Genomic DNA, 24,050 nt, shown 5'->3' with positions numbered 1-24,050 from the left:
AAGAGGAGCCGAGGGATGATTTTTAATACGTTCGCCTACTTTTTCCTCTTTTTGCTGCCGGCTGCGGTGCTGTTTCGCGTGGCCGCGGCAGAGTATCGAGCCCGTGTTCTGATCGCCTCAGGAGCCCTGTTCTTCATCTACTTTTCCGTGACGGAGCTCGGGGGCTGGGTGGGGGCTTTGTGTCTCACGGTGTTTTTTTGGGAGGCTGTTTTCAGTCGCCTTTACAGGCCAGGTTCTGCCTGGTGCCTTGCTGGAATTCTGCAGGCCCTTCTGGTGTTGTTCGTCTTCAAGTATTGGAACTTTGTGGTATCGACTGTAGGAGGAAGCAGCTCATCTCTGATTTGGGCGGGAGCTTTTCTTCCGCTGGGAGTCTCCTTCTTCACTTTTGAATTCATCCACTATGCCCGTGACCGCCAACAGGGCACGGCGGAGAAAGGGAGGTTGGATGAGTATCTGGCGTTCATCCTGTTTTTTCCCACGATGGTTGCTGGGCCTATCAAGCGCTATCAGGACTTTGTACCTGCCCTGCGGGATCCTTCGGACAACTGGCCCCTGGACTTCGAGCGAGGCATCACGCGCATTCTCACGGGGTTGGCCAAGAAGTTTGTGGTGGCGGACTTCATGTCGAGCTTCACGCAGAACTTGAATGCCACGGATATCGCCCAGGCAGAGCGGTGGGTGCTGCCGATCTGGCTCGTGGCTTACGGCATCAAGATCTATTTTGATTTCTCGGCGTATTCTGACATTGCCATTGGCTCGGCAAGATTGTTTGGCCTGCGGGTAAAGGAGAACTTCGACTGGCCATACGCACGGACGAGCATCTCCGATTTCTGGCGTCACTGGCACATGTCACTGAGCAAGTGGCTCATGGATTACGTATATATTCCTCTGGGTGGGTCTCGCGGCAGGTCTCATTTTGCAGTGTATTTCAATTTGTTTGTCACGATGCTAGTGAGCGGGGTGTGGCATGGCGCAGGCCTCAATTTCGTGATCTGGGGGGCGTGGCATGGCGCGGCGCTGGCTGTGAATCGCTGGTGGTCTCGCCGAACCTCTAACTCTGGGCGGCCAGCCTCGGCGCTGGCAAACTTCGCAGCATGGGCCCTCACGATGATTGTCGTCATCTTAGGGTGGGCCTGGTTCTGCATGGACGTGCCGACAGCGCTGTTTTTCTTCAGGAGGATGATCGCAGGATGAAAGAATTGATCACTAAAGCTAAAATGTGGCTGGAGTATATAGGGGGTGTTTCGGAAACACCTCCGCAGCCATTGCCCTCGGGCACAGTCACTTGGTTGCTAGGGGTTTGGTGGCTGCTTCTGATCGGGCTAATCATCTTGTTTTCGGGCCAGGGATCCCGATTTATCTACATCGATTTCTGATCATGGTTTCCCGTCGAGTGCTTTTTAAGTTGTGTACGCTTGCGTTGCTGGCGGTCGTCCTGCTTAACGTGGTTGTCGCGCGCGTCTCGAGCAACTCACTGCCCAAGTCTCATCTTCGGGATATCGCCTCGCACTCCGAGTCGCAGGTGACGATGCTGGGAAACTCTGTGGTGGCCGCCGTCTTTGACGCCAAGGCGTTTGAAGACTCGTGGAGATTGAAGAATGGAGAAAATATCCACGCCTTCAATGCCGGATTTGGCGGAAGTGCTAGTGTGGAGCACTACCTGATCGGTCGACAGATCTTGCACCTGCAGCCAGAGTGCAAGACCGTGATCTTTGGGTTCTTCGACCATGCTCTGACGGACCCGACGCAGTGTCCGGTATCAAAGATTATCGGCAACCGCACGGTGGCCTTCCTGTATGAACCTGATCTGGCGGCGCCCTATTTGAGTGACAGCTGGTTTGATCAAAAGATGTTTTCCGTTCTGGCTCGCGTTCCTCTGTATGTGGAGAGGGGCGCATATTGGGGAAAGGTGGAGTTGTTGAGGCGAAAAACCGGCGGACTGGGAATGCCGCCGGAGGCGTACAACAAATTTGGACGCGTGAGAGATTTTTCGTTGGTAGCCGTTCCCGATTCCGACACCTTCAAAAAGCGTTGCTCGGATGCGGTGGCGGGGAATGCGGAAATTGCTCCTGTGCTGGTCGCCTTGTTCTCTGAAGTTATGGCTGCGGGAAAGAACATCCGCATCGTGGCGCTGCCAGTGTCTCCAGAACATCGAAAAGGCAGGTACGACACTGCCGAATGGGGCACCTATTGCCAGCATTTGGAAAGGAAGTTGGCCGCGTTCGATTGCAGAATTGAGTATGCTGATGACTGGCTGACAGCTGACAAGTTTGCGGACCATCTTCATCCCAATCCACTGGGTGCGGCTGAATTCTCCAGTCGGCTTGCCTCGGAGTGGTCCGGTTGGCGGCCAAACAGGCCCGGAGCGCCGTTTTCAAGCCCAAAATGAGTGACTGAATCTGCGAAAAGGGCGGGGGGAATTTGGGGCTGGGATGGATGATGCCTCGTTCAGGGTGGGCTGGGCGGATTCTGATGAAACAACTGCACCCAATTGTGGGGTGGCACGCGATTTCCGGCCAAGCGAGAGTGTGCGTGCCATCAGGTGCGATCACGCTCCCGAAACCCCATTTAAGTCATGACCCTCCTTTCCAGCATGCCCCTTCGAGCCCACGCCCATCCGGTGGTGGGCATGGCGCAATTCCTCTATCTCGACTCCACTGACTCCGATGTGCTGCAGGCGGCTTCTTTTGCCAATCGCCATCTCGAGGGTTTCCGCCGCAGCGACCCTGAGGAGCCCGAGGCGGATCACGCCTATCGCGTGGCCAACATCGTGCACAACGTCCTGTTGCTGGATGCTCCCGAGTACTCTGTGGTGGCCCTCTTGCATGATGTCTTGGAAAAGACCCCCACCGATCCCGGATTGATTGAGGCGGTCTTTGGCACCAGTGTTTCCCTGGCGGTCCAGGCGCTCACCCGCCCGGAAGACATGTCTGAGGCGGACTACGTCGTCCAGGTGCTGCATGGTTCAGACGTGGCTGTGGCGGTGAAAGTGGCCGATCTGATGGATAACCTCATTGCCCGGTTCCACTCACCCAAGCTGAAGCAGACGATTGAGAAGGCCGAGATGTTCCTGGAAGCCATGAGACGCTCTCCCCAGCCGGCGAATCTTCGGGTGGCGCGGCAGATGCTGGCGAACACCATCCGGCAGGTGAAGCCGTGAGCTGGGCTTACGAGCTCTCGTAAAGTGAAGATGTTGAAGCAGGGCGGGCAGCCCTGACATTTTGAGCGTTTGGAGGACCTCGCATGAGGAGCCTCCACGCCCTCAAGATGATGAACAAGAAGATCTTCACATGGCTCGCCGTGCTGCTCCTGGCAGCGGCCGGCACTTCCGCGCTGCCGGGAGCTACCGTGCTGTGGTCGAGCCCGCAGTCCATTTCCGGGGATGCGGATGTCAGCACCACTGGCAGTGTCATTCTCGCGGCAAATATTGGGGCCGCCACGGCAACAACGGTCAATGGGGTGACCTTCGCGGCTTACAACAACACGGCCACGATCCCAGGACTCACTGACACGCTGAATCTGAACCCAGGGTCGGTGTTCGGCAATGCGGCGGCACCATACAGTGCGCTGAGCGCGGGTTATCAGGCCCTGGTCAGTTCCGGCAGGTACACGGATGGGGCTACGCTGGAGACGCTCAACCTGAGCGGGCTGACCATCGGACAAAGCTATCTGGTGCAATTCTGGGTCAACGACTCGCGGGGCGGAGGCACCTCGGGCCGGACGCTGGATATCACTGCAGGAACGACGGCGGTGCTGGACCTCAATGTGCAGAATGTGGCAGGCGGACTGGGACAGTACGTCATTGGAACCTTCACTGCTGACGCGGCGACCCAGATCTTCAACCTCCTGGGCAGTCACAACGCGGGGGCGACAGACTCCACTCAGCTCAACGGTTTTCAGATCCGTGCCGTGCCTGAGCCTTCGCAGGCACTGCTTGCCTCCCTGGGAGTTGTTTCCGTAGGACTGCGCCGTCGGAGGCCAGCTGTGCGCAACAAGGTCAGTTCGTAGAGGCTCACGGCTTCACGATCTTGCCCTTCACTGCCACAGAGATCGCGGCAGCCAGGCAGTTGACCCGAAGCTTGCGGTAGATGGAGCGGATGGTGTAGTCGAGGGTATGAACGTTGAGGGCGAGATCGTCCACGATCTGTTTGCGGGCACGGCCGCTAACGAGCAGTTTTAACACCGACAGTTCCCGGTCACTGAGCTGCTCCATGGGAGGTGTCGCGGGTTCTGGTTGAGCGCGGGTCAGCCTGGGGAAGATCTCCAGAATACGGCGGGCAATCTTTGGGGTGATGACGGAACCTCCCGCCTGGACCTGACGAATGGCCTGGAGCAGCTCCTCCGGGGGCGTGCGTTTCAGGAGATAACCACAAGCCCCTGCCTGGAGGGCGCTGAAGATGAGGTCGCTCTCTTCATACATGGTGAGGACCACGCACTGGACATCCGGGAGGCGTTCGCTGACGGCGGCAATGAGATCCACCCCGCTATGGTCCGGCAGGCGCAGGTCCACGAGGAGGATCTCAGGCTTGCGAGCTGGCAGCCCCTCCAGGGCGGCGGCCACGGTGGCATAGACATCGAGGCAGACCATGTCCGGAGCCCCGGCAACAAGCTGCTGGAGCTCGCTGGCGAGCAGCGGGTTGTCCTCCACAAGGCTGACGGTGATGGTCATGTTGAAGGTGGTTGTGGTGGCAGGGGGAGGAGGAAGGTGACGGCGGTGCCTCCGGACGCGGCAGTCTGGATTTCACAGGAGCCACCTGCCTCGCGCAACCGCTGGTGCATGTTTTCCACGCCGTCCCCTTTGGTTCCGGAAACAACGCCAGATGACAGGCCCTGCCCGTTGTCCGCGAACTGAAGGGTCAGGAGACGGGCGGTCTGCTGACAGGTGAACGTTACGGTGTCCGCGTGGGCGTGTTTGACTGCGTTCTGCAAGGCTTCCTTGGACGCCATGAGCAGAAGATGCCGTTCCTGGAGCCCGAGGGAGTGTTCCGGCCAGGGTACGTCCACCTCCAGGAGGCAATTGATCCCGGCGGTCTGAAGATAGCTCAGGGCGTGGTCTTCAAGATGCTCCACGAGGCTGCCGATGGTGTCGTGGCGCGGATTCACGGACCAGACGATCTCATCCAGCGCCGCGACGGATGCGCGAGCTTCCGTGGCCAGCCGCTGCAGTGCCTCGGGGGAGCCCGTCTTCTGGCACCGGTCTGCGAGCAGGGCCAGTCCCGTGAGTCGGGCTCCCACATCATCGTGCATGTCCCGGGAAATGCGCAGCCGCTCCTGATTAAGCGCGGCCCGCTGCCGGGCGAGACCCAATTCCGTCTTGATGCGCCGGACTGAAACCGCCCAACAGGTGGCTCCCACGAGGCCGATGAAGGCAGTCAGGAGTGCGAGCACACGGCCAGGCCGACGCCACCAGGGCGGTATGATGGAGAGGGAGACGTTTGCCTCCGACTCATCCCATCGGCCGTCGGTGTGGCGTGCCTGGACGACGAGGCGGTAGTGCCCTTCAACTGGAATGGGGCTGATGACCGCCTTGCCCGAGGAATCGACCATCTGCCAGGAGTCGCCCTGGCCCACCACTTTCCATCGGTAGGTGATGAGGTCTCTCACTGTGGGGACGGCGGAGGTCTGCACGGTAAAGGCGATGCGGCGGCTCCGCGCCGAGACCTCCAGTTCTGTGCCGCCGGAGACGGGTGTTGCATCCTCGAACCAGTCGGAGAGCACAGGACGCAACGCGGGGTAGATCTCCACCTCTGCGATCTGGGGTGAGTCCGCCTGTCCGGTCTGGTTGAGAATGCGGAGGTGTCTGCCGCCGAAGGTTCCTTTGCCGTCGTGATTCCGGACGACGTCGCTGCCGCCCACGCCTGGATTTGAGCCATCCGAGCGTAGAGAGGCCTCCCATGCCGGGTTCTTGGAGCCCTCCTGAAGAACTTGCATCCGGTAGCGGCTCAACCGGTCAGGCCGTCGCCCGTCGCCGCGACTACGAATGACGATATGATCCAGATCCATGTGCCTGCCCAGATCGAAATCGAAGTGGAAGGGCCGTCCCTCCGGGTTTTCCGGATGAGTGAAGGTACTGTCGAAACCATCCGTGAGATACCAGGCAGGCAGGTAGCCGACGATGGGACCGGAGCAGGTCGCGACCCGGCCAATGGCGATGTTCGTGGAGCGCAGTGGATCTGCCTCGACGTGGAACTCAGTCAGGACCAGGCTGCCTTGCGCATCGCATCCCAGACTGGCCGGACGGCCCGGTGCGCCATCACTGGTATAAGGAAACAAACGCAGATTGAATGCCGTGACGTTGCCGACCGGGGCCGTGGCGCGGAAGGTCAGCACGGTGGGGCTGGGATGCGGGCGGATGATGATGCGCCCGCCCTGAAACTCGATGCCCCCCTGCCTGACCTGGCTGAAGTCATTGAGAAAGGCTGTCTTGGGGATGAGCGGCGTCCATCGGGAGTTCATGGTGGGCGCGGAGTCCGTGGTCACGCTTGCCGAGAAGCAGGCCGGATGGGCCCCGGAGATGGCGGCGAGGGAGGACAGCTGCACTTGGTAGATGGAGGCGGTGACGGGCTTGTCCAGAATGAAGAGCGCGCCCTGCGGACGATGCTGGCCGCCGCGGAGATCCCAGCCGTTGTCTGCACTGAGGATGCCATCAATGGTCTCGCCAATGCGCCCCGTTTCATCAGCAGGCTCGTAGGTTGCCACAGCCTCTTTGAACGACAAAGGCGCGGCTCTTGCGATGTCTGTGGCGGCCATACACCCCAGCGTGGCGACAATCGTTCCACACCACGTGCGAACGGTCCGGATGACTCCTCTCAGACGAGGAAGGGTGAAGCAAGTTTCTGACATGGAGCGATGGAGCAACTCCGCATCATTCTAGCCTGAACCAGGTGAGGTGACACTGTTCTTTCTGACCAGTTGTCCGGGCAGTCTATGGTGCGGGGCGGGGGACTCCGCTCCATGGATAGATCCATGTCTCACTGACCGGTTTTCCCTCGCGAACCAGTCTGACGCGGATCTCGCCGGTGTTGCCGTTCTGGTTGGCGTCGGTACCGCTGTCTTCAGGAAGGACGCCGAGGTGGAGACGCGTGGTTTTGCCGTCCGGAAGGGGCTTGAGATAGGCGAACTGTTTTTTCAGCCCGCTGGGCATTTGGATTTCAGGGATGGGAAGAGGATCGATTGATGCCGAAGCAAAATCGACGGTGAGCAACGTGATGCCTGATTTGTCGGGAAGCTGTCCCACGCGGGTCTGGACGATGCGGGCGGGCGGGCTGCCGGTGTCGGCCGGAACGTCATCGCACCACATGAGCCGGTAGGCGATGCGCAAGGGCTCGCCGGGAGCAGGCGGGGTCTCGGGCTCGAAGAAGGCCACGATGTTGTCGTTGTACTCGTTGGCAGTGGGAATCTCGAGCAGCTTAATCCGGCCCGAAGTCATCCCCTTGAGAGGAATGACCCACGCGGAAGTGCGTCGCTCATAGCGGGCGACTTCATCCTCATACGCGGCGAAGGATCGCTCACGCTGGATCAGCCCAAAGCCGCTCAAACCCTGGATAGGAAAACTGGAGTGGCGCAGCTTGGCGGGGTTGGTCAGGACCCGCCAGAAGTGCTCCCCGGAAGTGGTGGCCACGGCCAGACCGTCAGAGTCGTGCACGCGCTCGCGAAAATCTGCGGTACGGCGCGCGCTGGCCGGGCTGAACCAGAACATGGAGGAGAAACCCGCGAGGCCGATGCCCACATCATCCCAACGGAGGCCGGCGCGGAGAAAGATGTCCGCATGCACTTCCATGATGGCGGGGCTGCCGGGAGTGGAATGAAACCGGAAGGCACCGGTGGTGGAGGGGCTGTTGAGCAATGCATGCCACACGAGTTGCGAGCTCTGGGGGGCGGGTTCTTCGAACGCGAAGCGCTCAAACAAAGGGAACTCCTCTTTGCCGGACTTTCTCAAGATGAGGCCGCGGGCGCTCAATCCGTAGTTGAGCGTGTCCGGGTGGCCCCGGAAGTAGCTGGCTCCTCCAAAGGTGAATTGTTCATAGACCGGTCCGCCGGTGTTAGTGGGACCAAGAACACGAAACCCTCCGTAGCCTGGCAGGTCGTTTTCTCCCGGAGTGGTGATGTCTTGAGGAAACTTGAAGAAACTGGCCTTGAAAGGGACGGGATGGGACAATCCGTCTTGAAGGAGGTTGAGCTGGATGCCCTTGCTGTTGAAGCTGCCAGCGAGTCGGGGCTCAACGCGGAGGTTGCCCGCCGACTCATTGAAGAGACAATGCTGACGCTGGATCCGGATGTTTCTGAGAGCATCGTAGTTCAGGTTCCTGGCAAAGGCGGTGGGAGGCTGGAATCCAGGGGCATAGGGCAGCGCCGCCAGACGTGCAGCTTCTTCGGCATAGAAACGATTCGTCGGCTCCAGATCGTCAGCGGTAAGCCGGGCACTGGTGAGCAGCAGCAGGAGAAGAAGCGGGCGAGCAGGTCTGGGCATCATGATCCGTAGCGCAAAGCATAGTGCAGCCTGCCAGGGCCTCACCTGCCTCGGCTTACGAATTCACGTAGCGATGCCGCAGACCCCTCGCGCTTATTATTCAGGCGCTGAAGTGAACACCGTCAGGCTCCGTGCGGGCAAATTAATTTCTGCTCCGCTCATGAGGTTCTCCTTGGGTACCCGGTCACAGGTAGTGAGGCGGAAGGTCCAGTCACCGGGGCCGTCGGTGGCGGGCAACACCATCGCGAGATCTTCATAGTGCCCGTTGATCAGCACGAGCACGGTGTTGCTCTTTTGCGGGGTGCCGTCTTCGCTTTTCAGTTGCAGAGCGGATCCGGGCAGGAGCATGCCGAAGCACCTCGTGAATCCCGCCTCCCAGTCCCGGCCTTCCATCTCCCTGCCTTCCGGGTTCCACCAGATGACGTCCTTCGGCAGGTCAGGGCCGTGGGACTTGCCGGTGAGGAAATACTTGCGGGAGAGGACCGCTTCTTCACGGCGCAAGGCGATGACACTGCGGGTGAAGTCCCGCATCTCCACGGCATCGGACTGCCAGTCCCAGGACAGCCAGGTCAGCTCATTGTCCTGGCAGTAGGTGTTGTTGTTGCCCTGCTGGGTGTGCCAGCGTTCATCCCCGGCCACCAGCATGGGAGCTCCCTGCGAGAGGAAGAGGGTGGCGATGAAGTTCTTTGCTTGTTGTTTCCTGAGTGCGTCCACTTCCGGGGGCGCTGGGTCCCCCTCATGGCCGCAGTTCCAGCTCTCGTTGTCGTTGGCACCGTCCCGGTTCTCCTCGCCATTGCGATCATTGTGCTTGTCATTGTAGCTCACCAGATCCCGCAGGCAGAAGCCATCGTGGGCGGTGATGAAATTGATGCTGGCCTGGGGATTCCTGCCGCTGTGGTTGTACAGGTCTGCGCTGCCGCTGAAGCGGAAGGCGGCGTCATTGGCGACATCCACCCCCTTCCAGAAACGGCGGATCTGGTCGCGGTAGCGGCCGTTCCATTCGGACCAGCCTGTGGGGTAGTTGCCCACCTGGTAGCCGCCCATGCCGATGTCCCAGGGTTCGGCGATGAGCTTGACCTGGCTGAGCACGGGATCCTGCCCGACGGCATCGAAGAAAGAGCCGTACTTGTCCCAGCCGTGCGCCTCCCGGGCCAGGGCACTGGCGAGGTCAAAGCGGAAGCCGTCCACATGCATCTCCGTCACCCAGTAGCGCAGGCTGTCCATCACGAGCCGGAGCCCGGCTGGGTTCATGGTATTGACGGTGTTGCCGCAGCCGGTGAAGTCCTCGCAGTAGCGGGCGGAGGTGGGTGAGAGCCGGTAGTACGAGGCGTTGTCCAGCCCGCGCAGGGAGAGGGTGGGGCCGCGCTGGCTGCCTTCTGCAGTATGGTTGTACACCACGTCCAGAATCACCTCCAGCCCCGCCTGGTGCAGGCGTTTCACCATGCCTTTGAATTCGCGCATGGCTTCATGAGGATCACGGGATGCAGCGTATTCCGGCTCAAAGGCAAAAAACGAGAGCGTGTTGTAACCCCAGTAGTTCGTGCGCCCGTTCTCCAGTAGGAAGGCGTCGTCCAAGTGGTGATGCACCGGCAGCAGTTCCACCGTGGTGATCCCCAGGTCTTTCAGAAACCGGATGGCCTGATCAGAAGCGAGCCCGGCGTAGGTGCCACGGAGGTGTTCTGGAAGGGCACTCAGGTTCTTGGTAAAACCTTTCACATGCGCCTCATAGATCACCGTTTCCCGCCAGGGCACACGCGGTGGTTCGTCGCCGCCCCAGTCAAACCGGGTGTCCATCACCATGCCCAGAGGGGCCAGGTGGGCGGAGTTTTTCCGGTCGATGCTCAAGTCCTCCCGAGCCGCCCCGGGGCGGTAGCCAAAGAGAGAGGGACCCCAGCGCACCAGCGGGCGGCCGATGGCTTTGGCGTAGGGATCCAGCAGCACCTTTTGGGGATTGAACCGATGACCGTGCTCCGGTTCATAGGGGCCGTGGACTCTGTACCCGTAAACTTGGCCGGCTTTGATCCCGGGCACGAAACCGTGCCAGACATGATCGGTGCATTCTGGCAGGGTAATGCGCGTCTCCCGCTGAAGCTTGGGCCCGTCGAAGAGGCAGAGTTCCACGCGGGTGGCATGGGCGGAGTACACGGCAAAGTTGGTGCCGTCCAGCGCGGCGGTGGCACCGAGTGGGAAGGGGCGACCAGGACGGAGGGGAGCTCGAGTAAAGGACATAGGGAGAGATCGGCCGATGGGGGCCTTGTACAGGGCTATCGGAGCAATCCTCGCGTGCGGTTGGCAGAAAACGCGGGGTGAACATTTTCGCGGGTGTAGGTAGGGGACGATGCTTCTCCAACCGGTGCCACTCGGTGCCGCGATTCGGGGACATGAAACGACTGCCCTGTATCTTACTCACGGGGACTGCGTTCCTCGCCTTCGGTGTATGGACTGGCTCCCTCGCCGAGGAGCCGGAGATCAAGTTCACGCCGGAGGTGGAGTCCATGCTTCGATTGCAGGTCTTTCTGGATCGAGCGGGCTATGGTCCTGGAAAAATCGACGGCAAAGATGGCCAGTTCACGCGGACTGCCAGGGAGCTCTATGAGAAAGCCCATGGCCCCGTGCCTGAGCAGGAGCTCAAGGTGGATGCGTCCGCCCCGGCGGCGGGTCCAGAGGGATCCCAGGCTCTCACGGAGTATGTCGTGACCAAGGAGGATGCCTCCTTGGTAGGCGAGGTCCCGGAGAAGCCGGAGGATCAGGCGGGGCGGGAGTGGCTGCCGTATGCCCACCTGGCCGAGGCGGTGGCCGAGAAGTTCCACTGCGACGAGAAATTCTTCCGCCAGCTAAACGGAGGCAAGGCTGATGCTCTCAAAGTAGGTGATGAGGTGCTGGTACCCAAGGTGGAGCCCTTCGACGTCAATACGGTGAAAACGGTCGCGCCCGGCCACGCCATGCCGCAGGGGGAGGAGAAAACGCTGGTGCGAATTCTCAGCAGCAACAACATGCTGGAGGTGGTGCAAGGAGATAAGATTGCCGCGGCGTTTCCCGTGACGATTGGATCCACGGAGACTGGGACGCCCACCGGAACGTGGACGATCAAGGGCATGGAGCGCTTTCCCAAGTTTCGCCGCGATGAGAAGATGCTCAAGGAGGGGGAGCGCAGCGGCAAGTTTCTCATGATCCCACCCGGGCCCAATAACGACGTCGGCGTGATCTGGATTGAGCTGGATCGCAAAGGGCTGGGCATCCACGGCACCAAGGCCCCCGACTCGATTGGGAGGTCAGAAAGCCATGGATGCATCCGTCTCGCCAACTGGGATGTGCTTCGCCTTGCCGGTCTGGTCAAAGCCGGAGTGAAGGTGGAAGTGAGGTAGTGGGGGGAGTTATGGGTTAGGGGTTAAGAGTTAACAGGGCTCGGGTTTCAACCTGGATCCGGCACGCGGTGGGTTCGTTGAATCAACTCGCGGACTCTGGCGATGCGGGGGCCAAAGACGGGGTGATTGACGCAAGTGGAGAGTGGGTGGTCCAGCCGTTCGTTCCAGGTCTCGGTGCCGTAGCTGCCGGGCAGGTTGAATCGTTGAGGCGTGCCGAGCAAGTCGCTGCTCATGAGCACGGTGAGGTCGCAGGGGGTTTTGAAGAGGGCTTCCTGCAGTGCGAGGAGGAGCTCATCATTCAGCATGTCCGGCGCAGGGGCGGACCATCCGGCGAAGCCCAGGAGGTTGGCAAGGTCCTTGGCGGCATCGCCTTGGAGGTCTGCCTTGGCGCCGGCCAGCAGGTGCAAGTACAGCGAGGCGAGCGGGGCGTGATCGTGATTGGCGTAGGCCCCCAGGCTGGGGCGCCGGTAGGTGGTGGGAGGCAGGAGGGTGCGTTCGTCGGTGCGCTCCAGTTGGGGGAAGACGAGATTGGCCACGCCCAGGTCATCCAGCGTGCGCCGCATGTAGTCCGGCATGTTGCCCATGATCTCGGCGATGAGATACATGTCCCCCGCTGCCTCCTTCATCACGGAGATGATCTCGTGACCTTGCAGCTCGTTCATGCTGGCGCTCACGGGATCTTCATCCGGGCCGGGGACGAACCGGGGCATGCGCCCTCCGGTACGGCGCAGCACCTCCTCATCAGTCAACGTGGCGAACTCCGTGTGCCGGGCCCCGCCTCCCCAGGGGAACATGTAGGCGCGGAAATAACCTCTCAGGTGATCGAGCCGGCAGATGTGGAAGAACTGCCTCTCTGAGGCAATGCGGCCGCGCAGCCAGGCAAAGCCACTGGAGCGGTGGTTCTCCCACCGGTAGGGCGGAAGGCCCCAGTTCTGCCCCCAGCGTTCGGAGTCTTTGTTGGTGTCAAAATACACGATGGGCCGGGTGCCCATGTTCCAGTCTGCGTCAAACAGTTCAGGACTGGCCCAGACATCCACGCTGGATTTCGAGACGCCAAAGGACATCTCCCCCATGAGCATCACGCCGCACTCATCCGCATGGCGACGCACCTCCTGCCACTGACGCCAGGCCACCCACTGCACGTAGGCAAAGCCCTGGCGCAGCTCGGTGAGATAGCGGCGCTCAGGATGAGACTCGAACCAGCCCTCCGCGGCCTCCACCCCGTGGTGCTCAGGCCGCCATTGGGTCCAGTTCGGATTGCCCTCATACTCGCGGATGAGGAGGCGGTACAGAGTATAGGCAGGCAGCCAGTCGGCTGCATCCTTTTGAAATTCCTCGAACTCATGCCAGAGATCGGGAGTCTCTGCCTGAGCCGATTTGAAGCGATGAAACGCTGCGAGGAGGATGTGCAGCTTCAGGAGCTGCACAGTGTGGTGTTTCACCGTGCCCTCGCGGAGCTGGGAGAGCCAGGCTCCGGGGGCGAAGTGGGTGAGCACGCCTTCCGTCAATCCCGGTACACTCGCAGGAGACAGGTCCAGCAAGGCTGGCGAGAGGGCCCGCGATGAGATGGGATTGTACGGACTGTGGTCGCCGATCGTCTCATGAATGGGCAGGGTCTGCAGCACGGCGAAGCGGTTCTCCTTGCAGAAGGTCACGGCTTCTTTCATGGCGAGCGTGTCACCGATGCCGAAGTCATTGGCGTGACGCAAGGCGAAGACGGGCACGAGGAGTCCCGCGAGATTCTTGTTGAAGGTGGGGGCGGACATTTTCCAGAAGGTGGGGTTTGGCAACAGCGGCAGCCGACCTGTCCACGGGACTAAGGAAGCTTGAGGCAGGCGGCCTGACCAAAGGGTTCGGGCGGGAGGCCACCTTCGCGCTTTGCCACTCCGTGACATGAACACCCCCCGTTCAATGGAAACGGCCGGACTGCCCCTGTTGCCAGAACCCTTTTAAAAAAGGAGGACCAATGTCTGCTGCCTGTGAAACCTGTGGGAATGTCTATGACAAAGCCTTTGAAGTCGTCATTGCTGGTGAAAGCCACACTTTTGACAGCTTTGAATGTGCTATTCATGCGCTCGCGCCCCAGTGCAGCCACTGTGGCTGTCGAATTGTGGGGCACGGCCTTGAATCGGACGGAGGAATCTACTGCTGTGCCCACTGCGCGAAACACGCAGGTGAGCAGGGCCTGAAGGACCGGGTGTGATCGCCCTAGTGGCTGGCGTGATCCTTGAAGGACACGGTGGCCCGCGCTCCACCTTGGGCCGGATTGCTGATGGAGAGGGTGGCACCGATGCGGTCGGCTGTGCGCTTGGCCGCAGCCAGCCCTAGTCCCAGAGCCGGGGTACTGGTCTGGGCATGTCGCACGTAGGGATGAAAGGGTTCGTTTAAATAATCTTCGGGGAAGCCTGAACCTTGGTCCTCCACCTGGAAAAGAACATCACCATTGCTGCGACTGATGGTCACCAGGATCATGCCATCTCTCGGGGTGTGATGGATGGCATTGGAAAGGACAGCATCCACGATCTGCCTCACAGCGAAGGGTGAGGCCGCCACCAGTGGCTCTTGTGAAGGGCTGGTGATGCGCATGTCTACACACTTGCGCTTGGCCGTAAGGTACCAGCGGCCGGCCAGTGTCTCCAGGTTCGAGGTGATTTGTTCCGTGATGGCAGGAAAGTCGCGAAGACCTGCCTGTTCCTGCGATTGCTTGTGCAGAAAGCGCTCCACAGAGGTGAGCATGGATTCAACTTGCGCATTGGCCTCCATGGCCAGCGAGGTCTCCCCCGGGCGGTGGAGTTCAGCGATCTTTTTTGTCAGCAGGGCAATGTGCTGAAGAGGCTGATGCCACTCCTCTGCAATCATGCCCAGTGTGCGGTTGTGCTCCAGCAATTGCGCCTCATGACGGCGTTGTGTTTGTACCAGCTGCACGTGGGTGAGGACGCGGGCAAGCAGCTCGGCTTTGTTGAAGGGCTTGGCGATGTAGTCCACTCCACCTGTTTCAAACCCCCGCACGATGGAGGACTGATCCGCGCTGCCGGAAAGAAACACCACGGGGACATGACTCGTGGCCCGGTTGCTCTTGATTTGGCGGCACACTTCAAAGCCGTCCATCTCTGGCATGATCACATCCAAGAGGATGAGGTCAGGGATCTTGGCCGCTAGGCAGTTCAGGGCCTCCCGACCTCCAGTGGCGGTAATGACCTCAAATCCACGATGCGTGAGCAGATTGGTCACCATCTGGCGGTTCCGGACCTGATCATCCACCACCAGTACCAAACCGCTAATCGCCACGCCTGAAGACAAAACCTGCATGATCGTTTATCGCAAAGTGTCCGGTGGGTGATCGTAGGCAAATGAGAGTGCTATTCAGAAACCAACCCCGCGCCTCCAGCAGTGGACCGGTCTACAGGTGACAGATTGGACAACTAAGGATGATCCCCTTAATGCGACCGGGCTGGTGGCGCGAGCCGATGCCTGAGGAAAGCCCGCATCCCATGAATACGAAACCTCCTGTGACCCAAGAAGATCCGCCCCAGCCCGCCAGTGCGGACAAGCTGGAACTGCGCGCGGTGGAAATCGCCAAACGCGACGGCCGCGAGACCGTGACAGGCCAGGACCGGGAAAAGGCGTACGAGGAGATGAAGGCGACAGGCCAGCCCAATCCCACGGATCAGGGCGAGGCCTCCCACTGATCCGGGTGAGCAGCGGATCCCTACTCTAGCACGTCCACGAGCTGGCGGATGGGCACCCCAGTGCTGTAGAACCAGATGATACCGCGGGAGGCGTGGGGGACGATTTCCACATCCACCTGATCCTGAGCCCATTGGGCGCGATGGGCCGGGCTGTCCACCCACTCCCGAGCGTCCAGCCACTGCTGGTAGGAGTGCGATTTGAAGAAGATGTAGGTGGACGTTACGCCATGCTCCACCGCGTAGTTCTGGCAGTCTGTCAGGGTGTCAATGTGATCCTGAAGGGCTACCACTGGGGTGAATCCCTCATCCTGCACAGTGTGAAGATGGCTGGCTGCCTCCAGGTCCTCGTACCGGAGGAACAGGATGCCTTCCACAGGCTCTTCACAGATGTCGAGGTAGGAATCGAACGCCGCTTTGAACTCGTCAAAATCAGTTTTCATGGCCGTGAGGATGTGAATTAGGATACCCCCACTGAATCGGGCGCTGCTCCACTCATGGATGGAGGGAATTCAACGCCCGATGAGAAGACAGGGTATCAGGCCACCAGGACCGGGCCGAGGTCGGCCTGGTGGTGAGGGCCGGCCGGCGTCAGATCCTCCGCCGTGACGGTCAGCTTGAGCGAGGGGAAGAGCCAGTGTGGAGTGGTGCCTTTGGGGAAAAGGGCAGTCTCAGTCTCCAGGTTGTGGAAGGGGCAGCGCTTGAGCGGAATCTCCTCGATCTGAGCCAGGATCTCCGCCTTCTCACGCTCGCTCCAGTCCTTCTGCAGGCAGCCGATGTAGCGCAGTCCCTTGCGTTCCCACACCCCTACGAGCAGGGACCCAAAAGATTTGCCAGAGGGAATGTAGCCGCCGACCCAGACGGGAAGCTGCCCGCCGGTGAACAGGAAGGGGAGGGGGGATCGTTTCGATGATGAGGGCGGCGGCGCGGACGGGATGAGGGTGGTGCACAGAGTCATGAAGGAGGGTGGGTTTTTCGGAGCTACGGAGGTGCCTCTTCTGCTGCGGGTATCAACTTGTGCTTGGTAACGGAAAAGCCACGTGACAGGCGGTCAGATGCGATACGCAGATAAGACATCACATGAATATCTGCATGATGACCAACACCTACCTGCCCCATGTGGGTGGGGTGGCCCGCTCGGTGAGCACCTTTGCGGAGGAATACAGAAAACAGCGCCACAAGGTGCTGGTGGTGGCCCCTACGTTCGAGGGGAAACCGCCCGCAAAAAAACTGGAGTCCTACGTGGAAAGGGTCGCGGCCATCCAGAACTTCAATGGCAGTGACTTCTCCGTCTGTCTGCCCATGGCAGGAGCTCTGAATGAGCGGCTGGACACCTTTCATGCGGACATCATCCATGCGCATCACCCGTTCCTGTTGGGCGCCACGGCCCTGAGGGTGGGGGCGAGCAAGAATGTGCCGGTGGTCTTCACCCACCACACGCGGTACGAGGACTACACGCACTATGTCCCGTTCGACTCCCCTGCCTTCCGCGAAGTGGCGATCAATCTGTCCACCCAGTTTGCCAATCTCTGTGACGGTGTGATTGCTCCGAGTGAGAGCATCGCTGCCATGATCAAGGAGCGCGGGGTGTTGTCTCCCATCAAGGTGGTGCCCACCGGCATTGACATCAAGGCCTTCTCCTCCGGTGACGGCCGGGGAATGAGGAAAAAACTCAAGATCCCGGACGATGCTTTCGTCGTGGGTCACCTGGGCCGTCTCGCTGCGGAAAAGAATCTCAAATACCTGGCTGACGCAGTGGGCTTGTTTCTCAAGAATACCCCTGGTGCGAGGTTCCTGGTGGTGGGCAGCGGGCCTGCCGAGGATACGGTGCTGGCGTCGCTCACGCGGCAGGGCGTGGCCGACCGCCTCCACCTGGCAGGCAAGCTCACGGGCCCCCCGCTGACGGCTGCTTACCATGCCATGGATGTGTTTGCCTTCGCCTCCATGAGCGAGACCCAGGGGTTGGTGCTGGCGGAGGCCATGGCCGCAGGTCTGCCTGTAGTGGCCCTGGATGCGCCGGGTGCCAGGGAGGTCTTGAAAGACGGGGTAAATGGCATCCAGCTTCCAGAGTCAGCGGGGGTGCGGAGATTCTCCCATGCGCTCCAACGTTTGCACCAGGATCCGGGCATGCGCGATGCCTGTGCGATAGCGGCCCGGCAGACGGCCAAGGCGTTCTCAAAGGAACGGTGCGCGGAGATGGCGCTGGACTTCTACGCGGAGATCAGAAACGGGACGAGACAGCAGCGCCAGGAAATCGAGCAAAGTCCCTGGGGCACCGTGGTGGAACGGCTTGGCGTGGAGTGGCGTCTCCTGGCGGAGAGGACAGATGCCGTGGTCAGCGCGTTGCTGGTATGAGGAAATGACGCGTGCAGCGTGACGATAAACTCCCTTCAAGATGTTTGACCGTATTGAATCTTTCTTCCATCGGCTCCGCCGTCGCGTGAGCCGCAGCGAGTGGGCCATCCGCCATCTGGGACTGAAGGCGTCAGATGACACCGGGGAGGAGCCGGGGCTCCTGCTGATCCAGATCGATGGTCTGGCCCGTCATCAGCTGGAAGCAGCGATGAAAAAGGGGCGCATGCCCTTCCTTAAGAAGCTGGTGGATCGCAGTGAGCATCACCTGACCACCTTCTACTCCGGCCTGCCCAGCACCACACCGGCGGTGCAGGCAGAGCTCTACTACGGCGTGCACGCCGGGGTGCCGGCCTTCAGCTTCCGGGACCGGTCCAGTGGAGAGACCGGCATGATGTTCTACTCAGAGTGGGCCAAGAAGTTCGAGGCCGAATTTCAGGCGCGCGCCGAGGGCCTGCTGAAAGGCGGAAGTTCGTGGTCTAACATCTACTCCGGAGGTGCTGATCTGGAGGAGAGCCACTTCTGCGCGGCGAGCAATGGGCTGGGAGACATGTGGCGGTCGGGGAAGTTTCGCAACATGCTGGTGTTCGCCGTGCTGAACATCCCTGCGGTGTTGCGCATCGTGGGATTGCTGCTCCTGGAGGTGGTGATCGCGGTGCCTCTGGCCCTCATGGGGGTGATCAGAGGGCAGGGCTGGGGCCGGGAGATGTCCATGGTCCTGTCTCGCACCTTCATCGGCATCGGCCTGCGTGAAGTGGTGACGATTGGCGGGAAGGTGGACGTCACCCGCGGTCTTCCCGTCGTGCATCTCAACTTTCTGGGCTACGACGAACTGGCCCATCGCCGCGGTCCGGGCTCCCACTTCGCGCACTGGTCGCTCAAGGGGATCGACCGCGCCATCAAGAACCTCTATCGCGCCGCGCATCGTTCGCGTCGACGGGACTATCAAGTGTGGATCTTCTCCGATCACGGTCAGGAGAGATCGCGCTCCTTTGCCACAGAAGTGGAAGGTGGCATCGAGGCGGTCATCGCCGACTGCCTGGGGGTGGATCCTCCCACGGCACGCAAGAGTGAAGCCGCGGTGACGTCCAATCCCTCCTGCAATACACAGGCCCAGAAGCAAAGGTCTCATCAAGATACTGCTGTGCCCGAGGGCGAAATGAGGCGGGGCTTCTCTGTCGCTGCAGTGGGGCCGGTGGGGCACGTCTACTTCAACAGGCCCTTGGCAGTGGATGATCGCACCCGACTGGCCAGGCAGTTGGTTCAGGAAAAACAGGTGCCGGGAGTTTTGATGAAACAGGAGGATGGCCGCATCACCTGGTATCATGCGGGTGGTGAGGCTTCAGTTCCAGACGGGGCGGCGGAATTGTTCAACCGGCACCCAGAGGGCATGAGGGAGGTGCTGGCAAAGGATCTGGTCACCTTCTGCAACAATCCCAACGCAGGCGATCTCGTGCTGCTGGGGTGGGGACCTCAGGACCGGAGCTGGACCTTCGCCGCGGAGAGGGGATCTCATGCTGGGGCAGGGCCGGAGGAGACACAGGGCTTCTTGCTCGTGCCGCCTGCCACTCGTGGGCTTGTGGGAGGAAGCGGCTTTGTCCGCCCCGACCGGCTCCGGGCAGCGGCCCTGCATCTCCTGGGGCGTGATAATGACCTCGAACCGCACACGGATGCTGGCGAGGGGCCTGTGCTCCGGGTGATGAGCTACAACGCGCATAGCTGTATTGGCATGGATGGGCGCGTCTCACCCCGGCGCATCGCCCGGGTGATCAATCACTACTCTCCGGACCTCGTGGCGGTGCAGGAGCTGGAGCATGGGCGGTCACGATCTCGCGGCGAGGACCAGGCCACCCGGGTGGCGGAGCTCACGGGGTACGAGGTGGTGTTTTGCCCCACGGTCACCCGAGCAGCGGAGCGCTATGGCCACGCATTGCTCAGCCGCCGCCCGGTAGAGGTGGTGAAGACGGGTCTGCTGCCGGCTGATCCGGGAAACTGGTGGCCGGAGCCACGCTCCGCGATCTGGGTGCGGACGAAGTTGGAGGGACAGGTGGTCAACATGGTGGCCACCCACTTGGGGCTCAGCAGCAGGGAGCGGGTTGCCCAGATGCTGGCCTTGCTTGGGCCGCACTGGCTCGGCCCGGTTGTGGAGAAGGAGCCGGTCGTCCTTTGTGGAGACTTCAACTTTGGCGTGGGCAGCCCGGGCTACAAGCTGGCCCTCACTACTCTGCGGGACGTGCAACGGATCACGAAGGGGTGGCGTCCGGTGAACACCTTCAGCTCTCTACAGCCCTTCATTCGACTGGATCACGTCTTCGTTTCCTCGCACTTCACTGTGGAGAAGCTGCGTGTGCCTCGCACTCAGGTCACGCGGGTGGCGTCGGATCACCTTCCGCTGGTGGCCGACCTGCGGCTATCTGCTTCCGAAGCCGTTGAAACGACCACGCCGAAAGCACCATGATGGTCACACCATAGAGCAGGAACAGGCTGACTGTTAGCGGCGTCAGCCGGTCGCTGAACTCGCCAAATGCGATGCCCACAATGCTGCGGGCGACATTGATGGGCAGACTCCATGCCAGGTACACATTCAGCGGCACTCCCACCAGAGGCAGCACGTAGATCTGCGCCGAGTAGGGAGCTCCTGGCAGCAGCATGGTGAAGATGGTAAGAGGCTGGTGCGCTGCATCCGGCAGACGACGGCGCAGGGCATTCAACCGGCGGGCAAAGAAGTGTGGTGCCAGGCCGACGATGCGATGCGCGGCGAGCAACTGTAGCAGGATGGAAATCGCCACCAGGAGAAATCCCCACCCCAGTCCGAAGCGCACGCCCGCCACGGCGTGAAGCACGCTCACGGGAAACCCCAGCAGAGGTAGCACGGTCATGAGGACGAACACCACCGGCCCGCTGATGTGGGCTGCCCGGTCGTGCAGCGCGGCCACATCGATCTGCCGGTATCCCCAGGAGAGCAACAACAACAGGGCAACCAGAAAGGCTGCCAGTCGCCACTGCTGTGGAGTGATTCTGATGCGACGAAGTCTCTCCCACCAGCCTGCGATAGGTTGCCGCAGAGAAGTGCCTGGCTCGCGATGATCCTTGGGAGTGGGATTGGAGTCGGGCGTCGGCATGATGGCAGGCAAAGGTTGCACCCTTCAATCATCCATCGCGTGGATGTGCGGAGGCGGTTGCTGCGGACTTGCCCGGGACGAAAATGATGAGACAACCACCTTGCGGGCATGTCCCGAATCAGAGGCATGACAACGCTACAAATGAAAGGCACTTGGAACGAGGTCAAAGGCAAGCTGAAACAGAAATATGGTCAGCTGACAGACGACGACCTCAAGTTTGAAGAAGGCAAAGAAGACGAACTTCTGGGCCGACTTCAAAAACGACTTGGCAGAAGCAAGGACGAAGTCCGCAAGTTCATTGCGGACCTTTGATTTCCGCCTCTGTCATGCGAGATCCTCGCCCGGCTGTGACTTCGGTTGCAGCCGGGCTCTTCTTTTGTCTCCTGGTCAATCCAGCGTCATCTTGTACCGCTTGAGCGCCAGGCCGGAGACGACCAGCACAAAGGCAAGGATGGGCCAGACGTGGGGCAGGACTTCATACATGGTGTTGTCCTTGAGCAGGATGCCGCGGACGATCCGGAGAAAGTGGGTGAGGGGAAAGACGCTGCCAACATACTGTGCCCACTCGGGCATCCCACGAAAGGGGAACATGAACCCGGAGAGGAGGATGTTCGGCAGGAAGAAGAACATGGTCATCTGCATGGCCTGCAGCTGACTCTTCGCCAGGGTGGAGAAAGTAAAACCCACGGCCAGGCAGGCGACGATAAAGAGGCCTGCTGCACCGGCCAGCAGGGCGAGTGAGCCTAGCATGGGCACCTCAAACAACACCTTGGCAGCGATCAGGATCACGCCCACTTGCACGTAGCCGATGACCACATAGGGGATGATCTTGCCCACCATGACCTCCAGCGGGCGGGCAGGAGTGGCCAGCAGATTCTCCATGGTGCCCTTCTCCCGCTCCCGGGTGACGGAAAGGGCGGTCATCATGATCATGGTCATGGTGAGGATCACACCCATGAGGCCGGGTACGATGTTATAACTTGTCAGACCCTCGGGGTTGTAACGGCGTTGCACCCGCACCTCAAACGGGTCCTCATTGGTCTTCAGTGATGCCAGAGGGCCGCTCAACTCCCGGTTGATGGACTGGCGCCCCAGGGTGCTGATGACGCTGAGCGCATTTCCGGTGGCGGAGGGGTCGGTCGCATCCGCCGCCACAAGGATGTTCGGCCGTTCCCCGCGCTGCAGGCTGCGGTCGAACCCTGCGGGAATCACCACGAGGAACTGCACCTCGCCCAGCGCCAGCAACTGATCACCCTCTGCCTCGCTCGCGGGCTTGTGAGTCACTGCAAAGTAGGCCGACGTTTCCAAGGCGCTGACGATGCTCCGCGCAAAGGGGCCGGGATCCGCACAGACCACTGCGGTGGGCAGTTGTTTGGGATCAGAGTTGATGGCATACCCAAAGAGCAGCAGTTGCAGGAGCGGCACCCCGATCATCATCGCAAAGGTGAGCCGGTCCCGGCGGACTTGGATGAACTCTTTGATGAGAACGGCCCGGACTCGTGCGAGGGAGAAGCGGTGGCTCATGGGGGGGAGAGTTATGGGTTAGAGGGTAGAAGTTAAGAGTTAAGAGGTGGGAGACTTGAGGATGGCTGGACGTGGAATTTTGGTGTGTGCTGACGTCTAACCTTTAACATCTAACGCCTAACCAAAATTATCGACGCTCTTGTCCATCAGGCTGATGAACACGTCCTCCAGGCCCGGCTTGATGCGATGTACCGTCAGGCCCGAACGCTGGCCGAAGGGGGCGAGTGCCTTTTCCAGGGCTCCGTGGTTGCGTCCGCTCACGTGAAGGGTGAGGCCGAAGGGCACCACCATCTCCACCTCAGAGAGTTGCCTGAGTTCGCGGGAGAGCTTGGGAAGGTCGGGGCCGGTCACCTCCCAGATGTCCAGGCCGGAGCGATCCACCACCTCTCCGGCGGTGCCTTCCACCACCTTTCTGCCATAGGCCATGTACACCAGTTCATGGCATTGCTCGGCTTCGTCCATGTAGTGGGTGCTGACCAGCACCGTCATGCCTTCCGCGGCGAGTTGGTGGATGTTCTCCCAAAAGTCTCGTCGTGCCTTGGGGTCCACGCCGGCGGTGGGCTCGTCCAACAGGAGCAGTTTGGGTTCGTGGAGCAAACAGGCGGCGAGCGCCAGGCGCTGCTTCCACCCTCCGGAGAGGGACCCGGCAAGCTGCCGGCTGCGGGTGGCCAGGCCCAGACGCTCCAGGGTCTTTGCCACCACCTCTTTTCTCCGCGGCACGGCGTAGATGCGGGCGATGAAGTCGAGGTTCTCTGAGATGCTCAGATCCTCGTAGAGGCTGAACTTCTGCGTCATGTAGCCCACGTGCTTTTTGATCTCGGCCGTCTGGGTGCGGATGTCGAAGTCCAGACAGGTGCCTTCACCGGCGTCCGGGGTCAGCAGTCCGCACAGCATGCGGATGGTTGTCGTCTTCCCGCTGCCGTTGGGGCCCAGGAAGCCGTGAATGCGGCCTCCCTCCACCCGGATGGAAAAGTCATCCACCACCTTCCGGCCGTCGAAGGCCTTGGTGAGGTGTCGTACATCGATCACAGCGCTCATGGTCGCATTGATGGGTAGTTGTTTCCTAACGGAGATGCACTTCCACCGGCTGGCCGGGGTGCAGCTTTGCGGCATCCTCAGGCTTGGGGCGGGCCTCACAGAGGAAGACCAGCTTTTCACGGATCTCCCGGCTGTAGATGACCGGGGGCGTGTACTCCGCCTGGTTGGAAACGAAGCTGACGGTTGCCTGCACAGATGTCGCGCCATCCATGCGGATCTCCACGCTGGAACCTTTGGCGAGTCGGGCCAGCCGGGTCTCCGGCACGTAGAAGCGGATTTTCACGTTCTCCGGTGGCAGCAGTGTCACCACCGGTGTGCCTGCAGGGATCCATTCCCCGGCTTCATAGAGGGTGTCTTCCACCCGGCCGGTAGCCGGGGACGCCTGGGATTTTTCCTTTAACCGCCACTCTGCTCCGGCGAGCTGGTCGCGGGCTGCCTTCACCCCGGACTGTGCGGCGGCGATGGCATCCGGGCGTCCTCCCAGCTTGGCCAC

At 60.9% G+C, this 24,050-nt stretch carries 22 protein-coding genes; 10 read left to right on the top strand and 12 right to left on the bottom strand.

The window, feature by feature from the left end; translation table 11 throughout:
* The first annotated feature begins 15 nt into the window (after nucleotides 1-15).
* The 4 genes from BV106_RS33220 (at nucleotide 16) to BV106_RS33200 (ending at nucleotide 4,008) form a co-directional block, all read left to right on the top strand.
* Nucleotides 16-1,194, top strand: a complete 1,179-nt coding sequence (locus BV106_RS33220) for an MBOAT family O-acyltransferase (RefSeq protein ID WP_038172209.1) — start codon at nucleotides 16-18, stop codon at nucleotides 1,192-1,194.
* Between the two features lie 184 nt (nucleotides 1,195-1,378).
* Nucleotides 1,379-2,389 (top strand): SGNH/GDSL hydrolase family protein, encoded by a 1,011-nt coding sequence (locus tag BV106_RS33210; RefSeq protein ID WP_265596343.1) that lies wholly within the window; start codon nucleotides 1,379-1,381, stop codon nucleotides 2,387-2,389.
* Between the two features lie 186 nt (nucleotides 2,390-2,575).
* Nucleotides 2,576-3,160: an HD domain-containing protein gene (locus BV106_RS33205; protein ID WP_038172204.1), complete on the top strand. Its 585-nt coding sequence runs from the start codon at nucleotides 2,576-2,578 to the stop codon at nucleotides 3,158-3,160.
* 83 nt (nucleotides 3,161-3,243) lie between these two features.
* Entirely contained in the window at nucleotides 3,244-4,008 is a 765-nt protein-coding gene (locus tag BV106_RS33200) for a PEP-CTERM sorting domain-containing protein (RefSeq protein ID WP_038172202.1), read from the top strand.
* Nucleotides 4,009-4,012: 4 nt separating this feature from the next.
* On the opposite strand, the gene BV106_RS33195 is transcribed toward BV106_RS33200, so the two are convergent.
* The 4 genes from BV106_RS33195 to glgX all read right to left on the bottom strand — a co-directional run bounded on the left by BV106_RS33195 (nucleotide 4,013) and on the right by glgX (nucleotide 10,699).
* A complete protein-coding gene (locus tag BV106_RS33195) occupies nucleotides 4,013-4,669 on the bottom strand; it encodes a response regulator transcription factor (RefSeq protein WP_038172201.1) in 657 nt (218 codons plus the stop codon).
* Entirely contained in the window at nucleotides 4,666-6,843 is a 2,178-nt protein-coding gene (locus tag BV106_RS33190; RefSeq protein ID WP_081892542.1) for a histidine kinase, read from the bottom strand. Before BV106_RS33190 ends, BV106_RS33195 begins: the two co-directional genes overlap by 4 nt.
* Nucleotides 6,844-6,925: 82 nt before the next feature.
* Nucleotides 6,926-8,473 carry a glucan biosynthesis protein gene (locus tag BV106_RS33185; protein WP_051946821.1) on the bottom strand — a complete coding sequence of 516 codons (1,548 nt, stop codon included), beginning with the start codon at nucleotides 8,471-8,473 and terminating at the stop codon, nucleotides 6,926-6,928.
* Nucleotides 8,474-8,566: 93 nt separating this feature from the next.
* Nucleotides 8,567-10,699, bottom strand: coding sequence for a glycogen debranching protein GlgX (gene glgX, locus BV106_RS33180; RefSeq protein WP_038172196.1), 2,133 nt, complete (start codon nucleotides 10,697-10,699; stop codon nucleotides 8,567-8,569).
* Nucleotides 10,700-10,851: 152 nt separating this feature from the next.
* On the opposite strand from glgX, the gene BV106_RS33175 reads away from it, so the two are divergent.
* On the top strand, nucleotides 10,852-11,835 hold the full coding sequence (locus tag BV106_RS33175; RefSeq protein ID WP_038172194.1) for a L,D-transpeptidase family protein: 984 nt from the start codon (nucleotides 10,852-10,854) through the stop codon (nucleotides 11,833-11,835).
* A gap of 47 nt (nucleotides 11,836-11,882) precedes the next feature.
* Here BV106_RS33175 and BV106_RS33170 read toward each other — a convergent pair whose 3' ends face one another.
* Nucleotides 11,883-13,601: a 4-alpha-glucanotransferase gene (locus BV106_RS33170; RefSeq protein WP_038172193.1), complete on the bottom strand. Its 1,719-nt coding sequence runs from the start codon at nucleotides 13,599-13,601 to the stop codon at nucleotides 11,883-11,885.
* Nucleotides 13,602-13,801: 200 nt separating this feature from the next.
* Between BV106_RS33170 and BV106_RS39310 the strand changes: the two genes are divergently transcribed.
* Nucleotides 13,802-14,038, top strand: a complete 237-nt coding sequence (locus BV106_RS39310) for a hypothetical protein (RefSeq protein WP_081892540.1) — start codon at nucleotides 13,802-13,804, stop codon at nucleotides 14,036-14,038.
* 5 nt (nucleotides 14,039-14,043) lie between these two features.
* Here BV106_RS39310 and BV106_RS33165 read toward each other — a convergent pair whose 3' ends face one another.
* Nucleotides 14,044-15,144, bottom strand: coding sequence for a response regulator (locus BV106_RS33165; RefSeq protein ID WP_038172191.1), 1,101 nt, complete (start codon nucleotides 15,142-15,144; stop codon nucleotides 14,044-14,046).
* A gap of 182 nt (nucleotides 15,145-15,326) precedes the next feature.
* On the opposite strand from BV106_RS33165, the gene BV106_RS33160 reads away from it, so the two are divergent.
* Nucleotides 15,327-15,524, top strand: a complete 198-nt coding sequence (locus tag BV106_RS33160; protein WP_265596342.1) for a hypothetical protein — start codon at nucleotides 15,327-15,329, stop codon at nucleotides 15,522-15,524.
* Nucleotides 15,525-15,544: 20 nt separating this feature from the next.
* Here the strand turns inward: BV106_RS33160 and BV106_RS33155 are convergent, their stop codons facing one another.
* Together BV106_RS33155 and BV106_RS33150 are read right to left on the bottom strand one after the other, a co-directional pair.
* On the bottom strand, nucleotides 15,545-15,964 hold the full coding sequence (locus tag BV106_RS33155; protein WP_038172187.1) for a hypothetical protein: 420 nt from the start codon (nucleotides 15,962-15,964) through the stop codon (nucleotides 15,545-15,547).
* A 95-nt stretch (nucleotides 15,965-16,059) separates the two neighbouring features.
* On the bottom strand, nucleotides 16,060-16,479 hold the full coding sequence (locus BV106_RS33150; RefSeq protein WP_038172186.1) for a hypothetical protein: 420 nt from the start codon (nucleotides 16,477-16,479) through the stop codon (nucleotides 16,060-16,062).
* Nucleotides 16,480-16,613: 134 nt separating this feature from the next.
* Between BV106_RS33150 and BV106_RS33145 the strand changes: the two genes are divergently transcribed.
* Nucleotides 16,614-17,876 carry a glycosyltransferase gene (locus BV106_RS33145; protein WP_265596341.1) on the top strand — a complete coding sequence of 421 codons (1,263 nt, stop codon included), beginning with the start codon at nucleotides 16,614-16,616 and terminating at the stop codon, nucleotides 17,874-17,876.
* 40 nt (nucleotides 17,877-17,916) lie between these two features.
* Nucleotides 17,917-20,331 carry an endonuclease/exonuclease/phosphatase family protein gene (locus BV106_RS33140; RefSeq protein ID WP_038172182.1) on the top strand — a complete coding sequence of 805 codons (2,415 nt, stop codon included), beginning with the start codon at nucleotides 17,917-17,919 and terminating at the stop codon, nucleotides 20,329-20,331.
* Here BV106_RS33140 and BV106_RS33135 read toward each other — a convergent pair.
* Nucleotides 20,237-20,995 carry a hypothetical protein gene (locus BV106_RS33135; RefSeq protein WP_038172181.1) on the bottom strand — a complete coding sequence of 253 codons (759 nt, stop codon included), beginning with the start codon at nucleotides 20,993-20,995 and terminating at the stop codon, nucleotides 20,237-20,239. The genes BV106_RS33140 and BV106_RS33135 overlap by 95 nt on opposite strands.
* A 126-nt stretch (nucleotides 20,996-21,121) precedes the next feature.
* On the opposite strand from BV106_RS33135, the gene BV106_RS33130 reads away from it, so the two are divergent.
* Nucleotides 21,122-21,307, top strand: coding sequence for a CsbD family protein (locus BV106_RS33130; protein WP_038172179.1), 186 nt, complete (start codon nucleotides 21,122-21,124; stop codon nucleotides 21,305-21,307).
* Between the two features lie 75 nt (nucleotides 21,308-21,382).
* Here BV106_RS33130 and BV106_RS33125 read toward each other — a convergent pair whose 3' ends face one another.
* The 3 genes from BV106_RS33125 to BV106_RS33115 all read right to left on the bottom strand — a co-directional run.
* Complete coding sequence (locus BV106_RS33125) at nucleotides 21,383-22,519, bottom strand: ABC transporter permease (protein ID WP_038172178.1); 1,137 nt, start codon at nucleotides 22,517-22,519, stop codon at nucleotides 21,383-21,385.
* A gap of 117 nt (nucleotides 22,520-22,636) precedes the next feature.
* Nucleotides 22,637-23,557, bottom strand: a complete 921-nt coding sequence (locus BV106_RS33120) for an ABC transporter ATP-binding protein (RefSeq protein ID WP_038172177.1) — start codon at nucleotides 23,555-23,557, stop codon at nucleotides 22,637-22,639.
* A gap of 25 nt (nucleotides 23,558-23,582) precedes the next feature.
* A partial coding sequence (locus BV106_RS33115; protein ID WP_038172175.1) for an HlyD family efflux transporter periplasmic adaptor subunit occupies nucleotides 23,583-24,050 on the bottom strand: 468 nt, incomplete at its 5' end.

Source organism: Verrucomicrobium sp. BvORR106 (genome assembly GCF_000739655.1).
Lineage (GTDB): Bacteria > Verrucomicrobiota > Verrucomicrobiia > Verrucomicrobiales > Verrucomicrobiaceae > Verrucomicrobium.
The sequence above is the reverse complement of the archived record's forward strand: the minus strand, read 5'-3'. Positions and strand labels throughout refer to the sequence as shown.

Coding starts and splice junctions, on each gene's coding strand:
- BV106_RS33220 (WP_038172209.1), top strand. CDS start 16: ATGATTTTTAATACGTTCGCCTACTTTTTCCTCTTTTTGCTGCCGGCT.
- BV106_RS33210 (WP_265596343.1), top strand. CDS start 1,379: ATGGTTTCCCGTCGAGTGCTTTTTAAGTTGTGTACGCTTGCGTTGCTG.
- BV106_RS33205 (WP_038172204.1), top strand. CDS start 2,576: ATGACCCTCCTTTCCAGCATGCCCCTTCGAGCCCACGCCCATCCGGTG.
- BV106_RS33200 (WP_038172202.1), top strand. CDS start 3,244: ATGAGGAGCCTCCACGCCCTCAAGATGATGAACAAGAAGATCTTCACA.
- BV106_RS33195 (WP_038172201.1), bottom strand. CDS start 4,669: ATGACCATCACCGTCAGCCTTGTGGAGGACAACCCGCTGCTCGCCAGC.
- BV106_RS33190 (WP_081892542.1), bottom strand. CDS start 6,843: ATGTCAGAAACTTGCTTCACCCTTCCTCGTCTGAGAGGAGTCATCCGG.
- BV106_RS33185 (WP_051946821.1), bottom strand. CDS start 8,473: ATGATGCCCAGACCTGCTCGCCCGCTTCTTCTCCTGCTGCTGCTCACC.
- glgX (WP_038172196.1), bottom strand. CDS start 10,699: ATGTCCTTTACTCGAGCTCCCCTCCGTCCTGGTCGCCCCTTCCCACTC.
- BV106_RS33175 (WP_038172194.1), top strand. CDS start 10,852: ATGAAACGACTGCCCTGTATCTTACTCACGGGGACTGCGTTCCTCGCC.
- BV106_RS33170 (WP_038172193.1), bottom strand. CDS start 13,601: ATGTCCGCCCCCACCTTCAACAAGAATCTCGCGGGACTCCTCGTGCCC.
- BV106_RS39310 (WP_081892540.1), top strand. CDS start 13,802: ATGTCTGCTGCCTGTGAAACCTGTGGGAATGTCTATGACAAAGCCTTT.
- BV106_RS33165 (WP_038172191.1), bottom strand. CDS start 15,144: ATGCAGGTTTTGTCTTCAGGCGTGGCGATTAGCGGTTTGGTACTGGTG.
- BV106_RS33160 (WP_265596342.1), top strand. CDS start 15,327: ATGAATACGAAACCTCCTGTGACCCAAGAAGATCCGCCCCAGCCCGCC.
- BV106_RS33155 (WP_038172187.1), bottom strand. CDS start 15,964: ATGAAAACTGATTTTGACGAGTTCAAAGCGGCGTTCGATTCCTACCTC.
- BV106_RS33150 (WP_038172186.1), bottom strand. CDS start 16,479: ATGACTCTGTGCACCACCCTCATCCCGTCCGCGCCGCCGCCCTCATCA.
- BV106_RS33145 (WP_265596341.1), top strand. CDS start 16,614: ATGATGACCAACACCTACCTGCCCCATGTGGGTGGGGTGGCCCGCTCG.
- BV106_RS33140 (WP_038172182.1), top strand. CDS start 17,917: ATGTTTGACCGTATTGAATCTTTCTTCCATCGGCTCCGCCGTCGCGTG.
- BV106_RS33135 (WP_038172181.1), bottom strand. CDS start 20,995: ATGCCGACGCCCGACTCCAATCCCACTCCCAAGGATCATCGCGAGCCA.
- BV106_RS33130 (WP_038172179.1), top strand. CDS start 21,122: ATGACAACGCTACAAATGAAAGGCACTTGGAACGAGGTCAAAGGCAAG.
- BV106_RS33125 (WP_038172178.1), bottom strand. CDS start 22,519: ATGAGCCACCGCTTCTCCCTCGCACGAGTCCGGGCCGTTCTCATCAAA.
- BV106_RS33120 (WP_038172177.1), bottom strand. CDS start 23,557: ATGAGCGCTGTGATCGATGTACGACACCTCACCAAGGCCTTCGACGGC.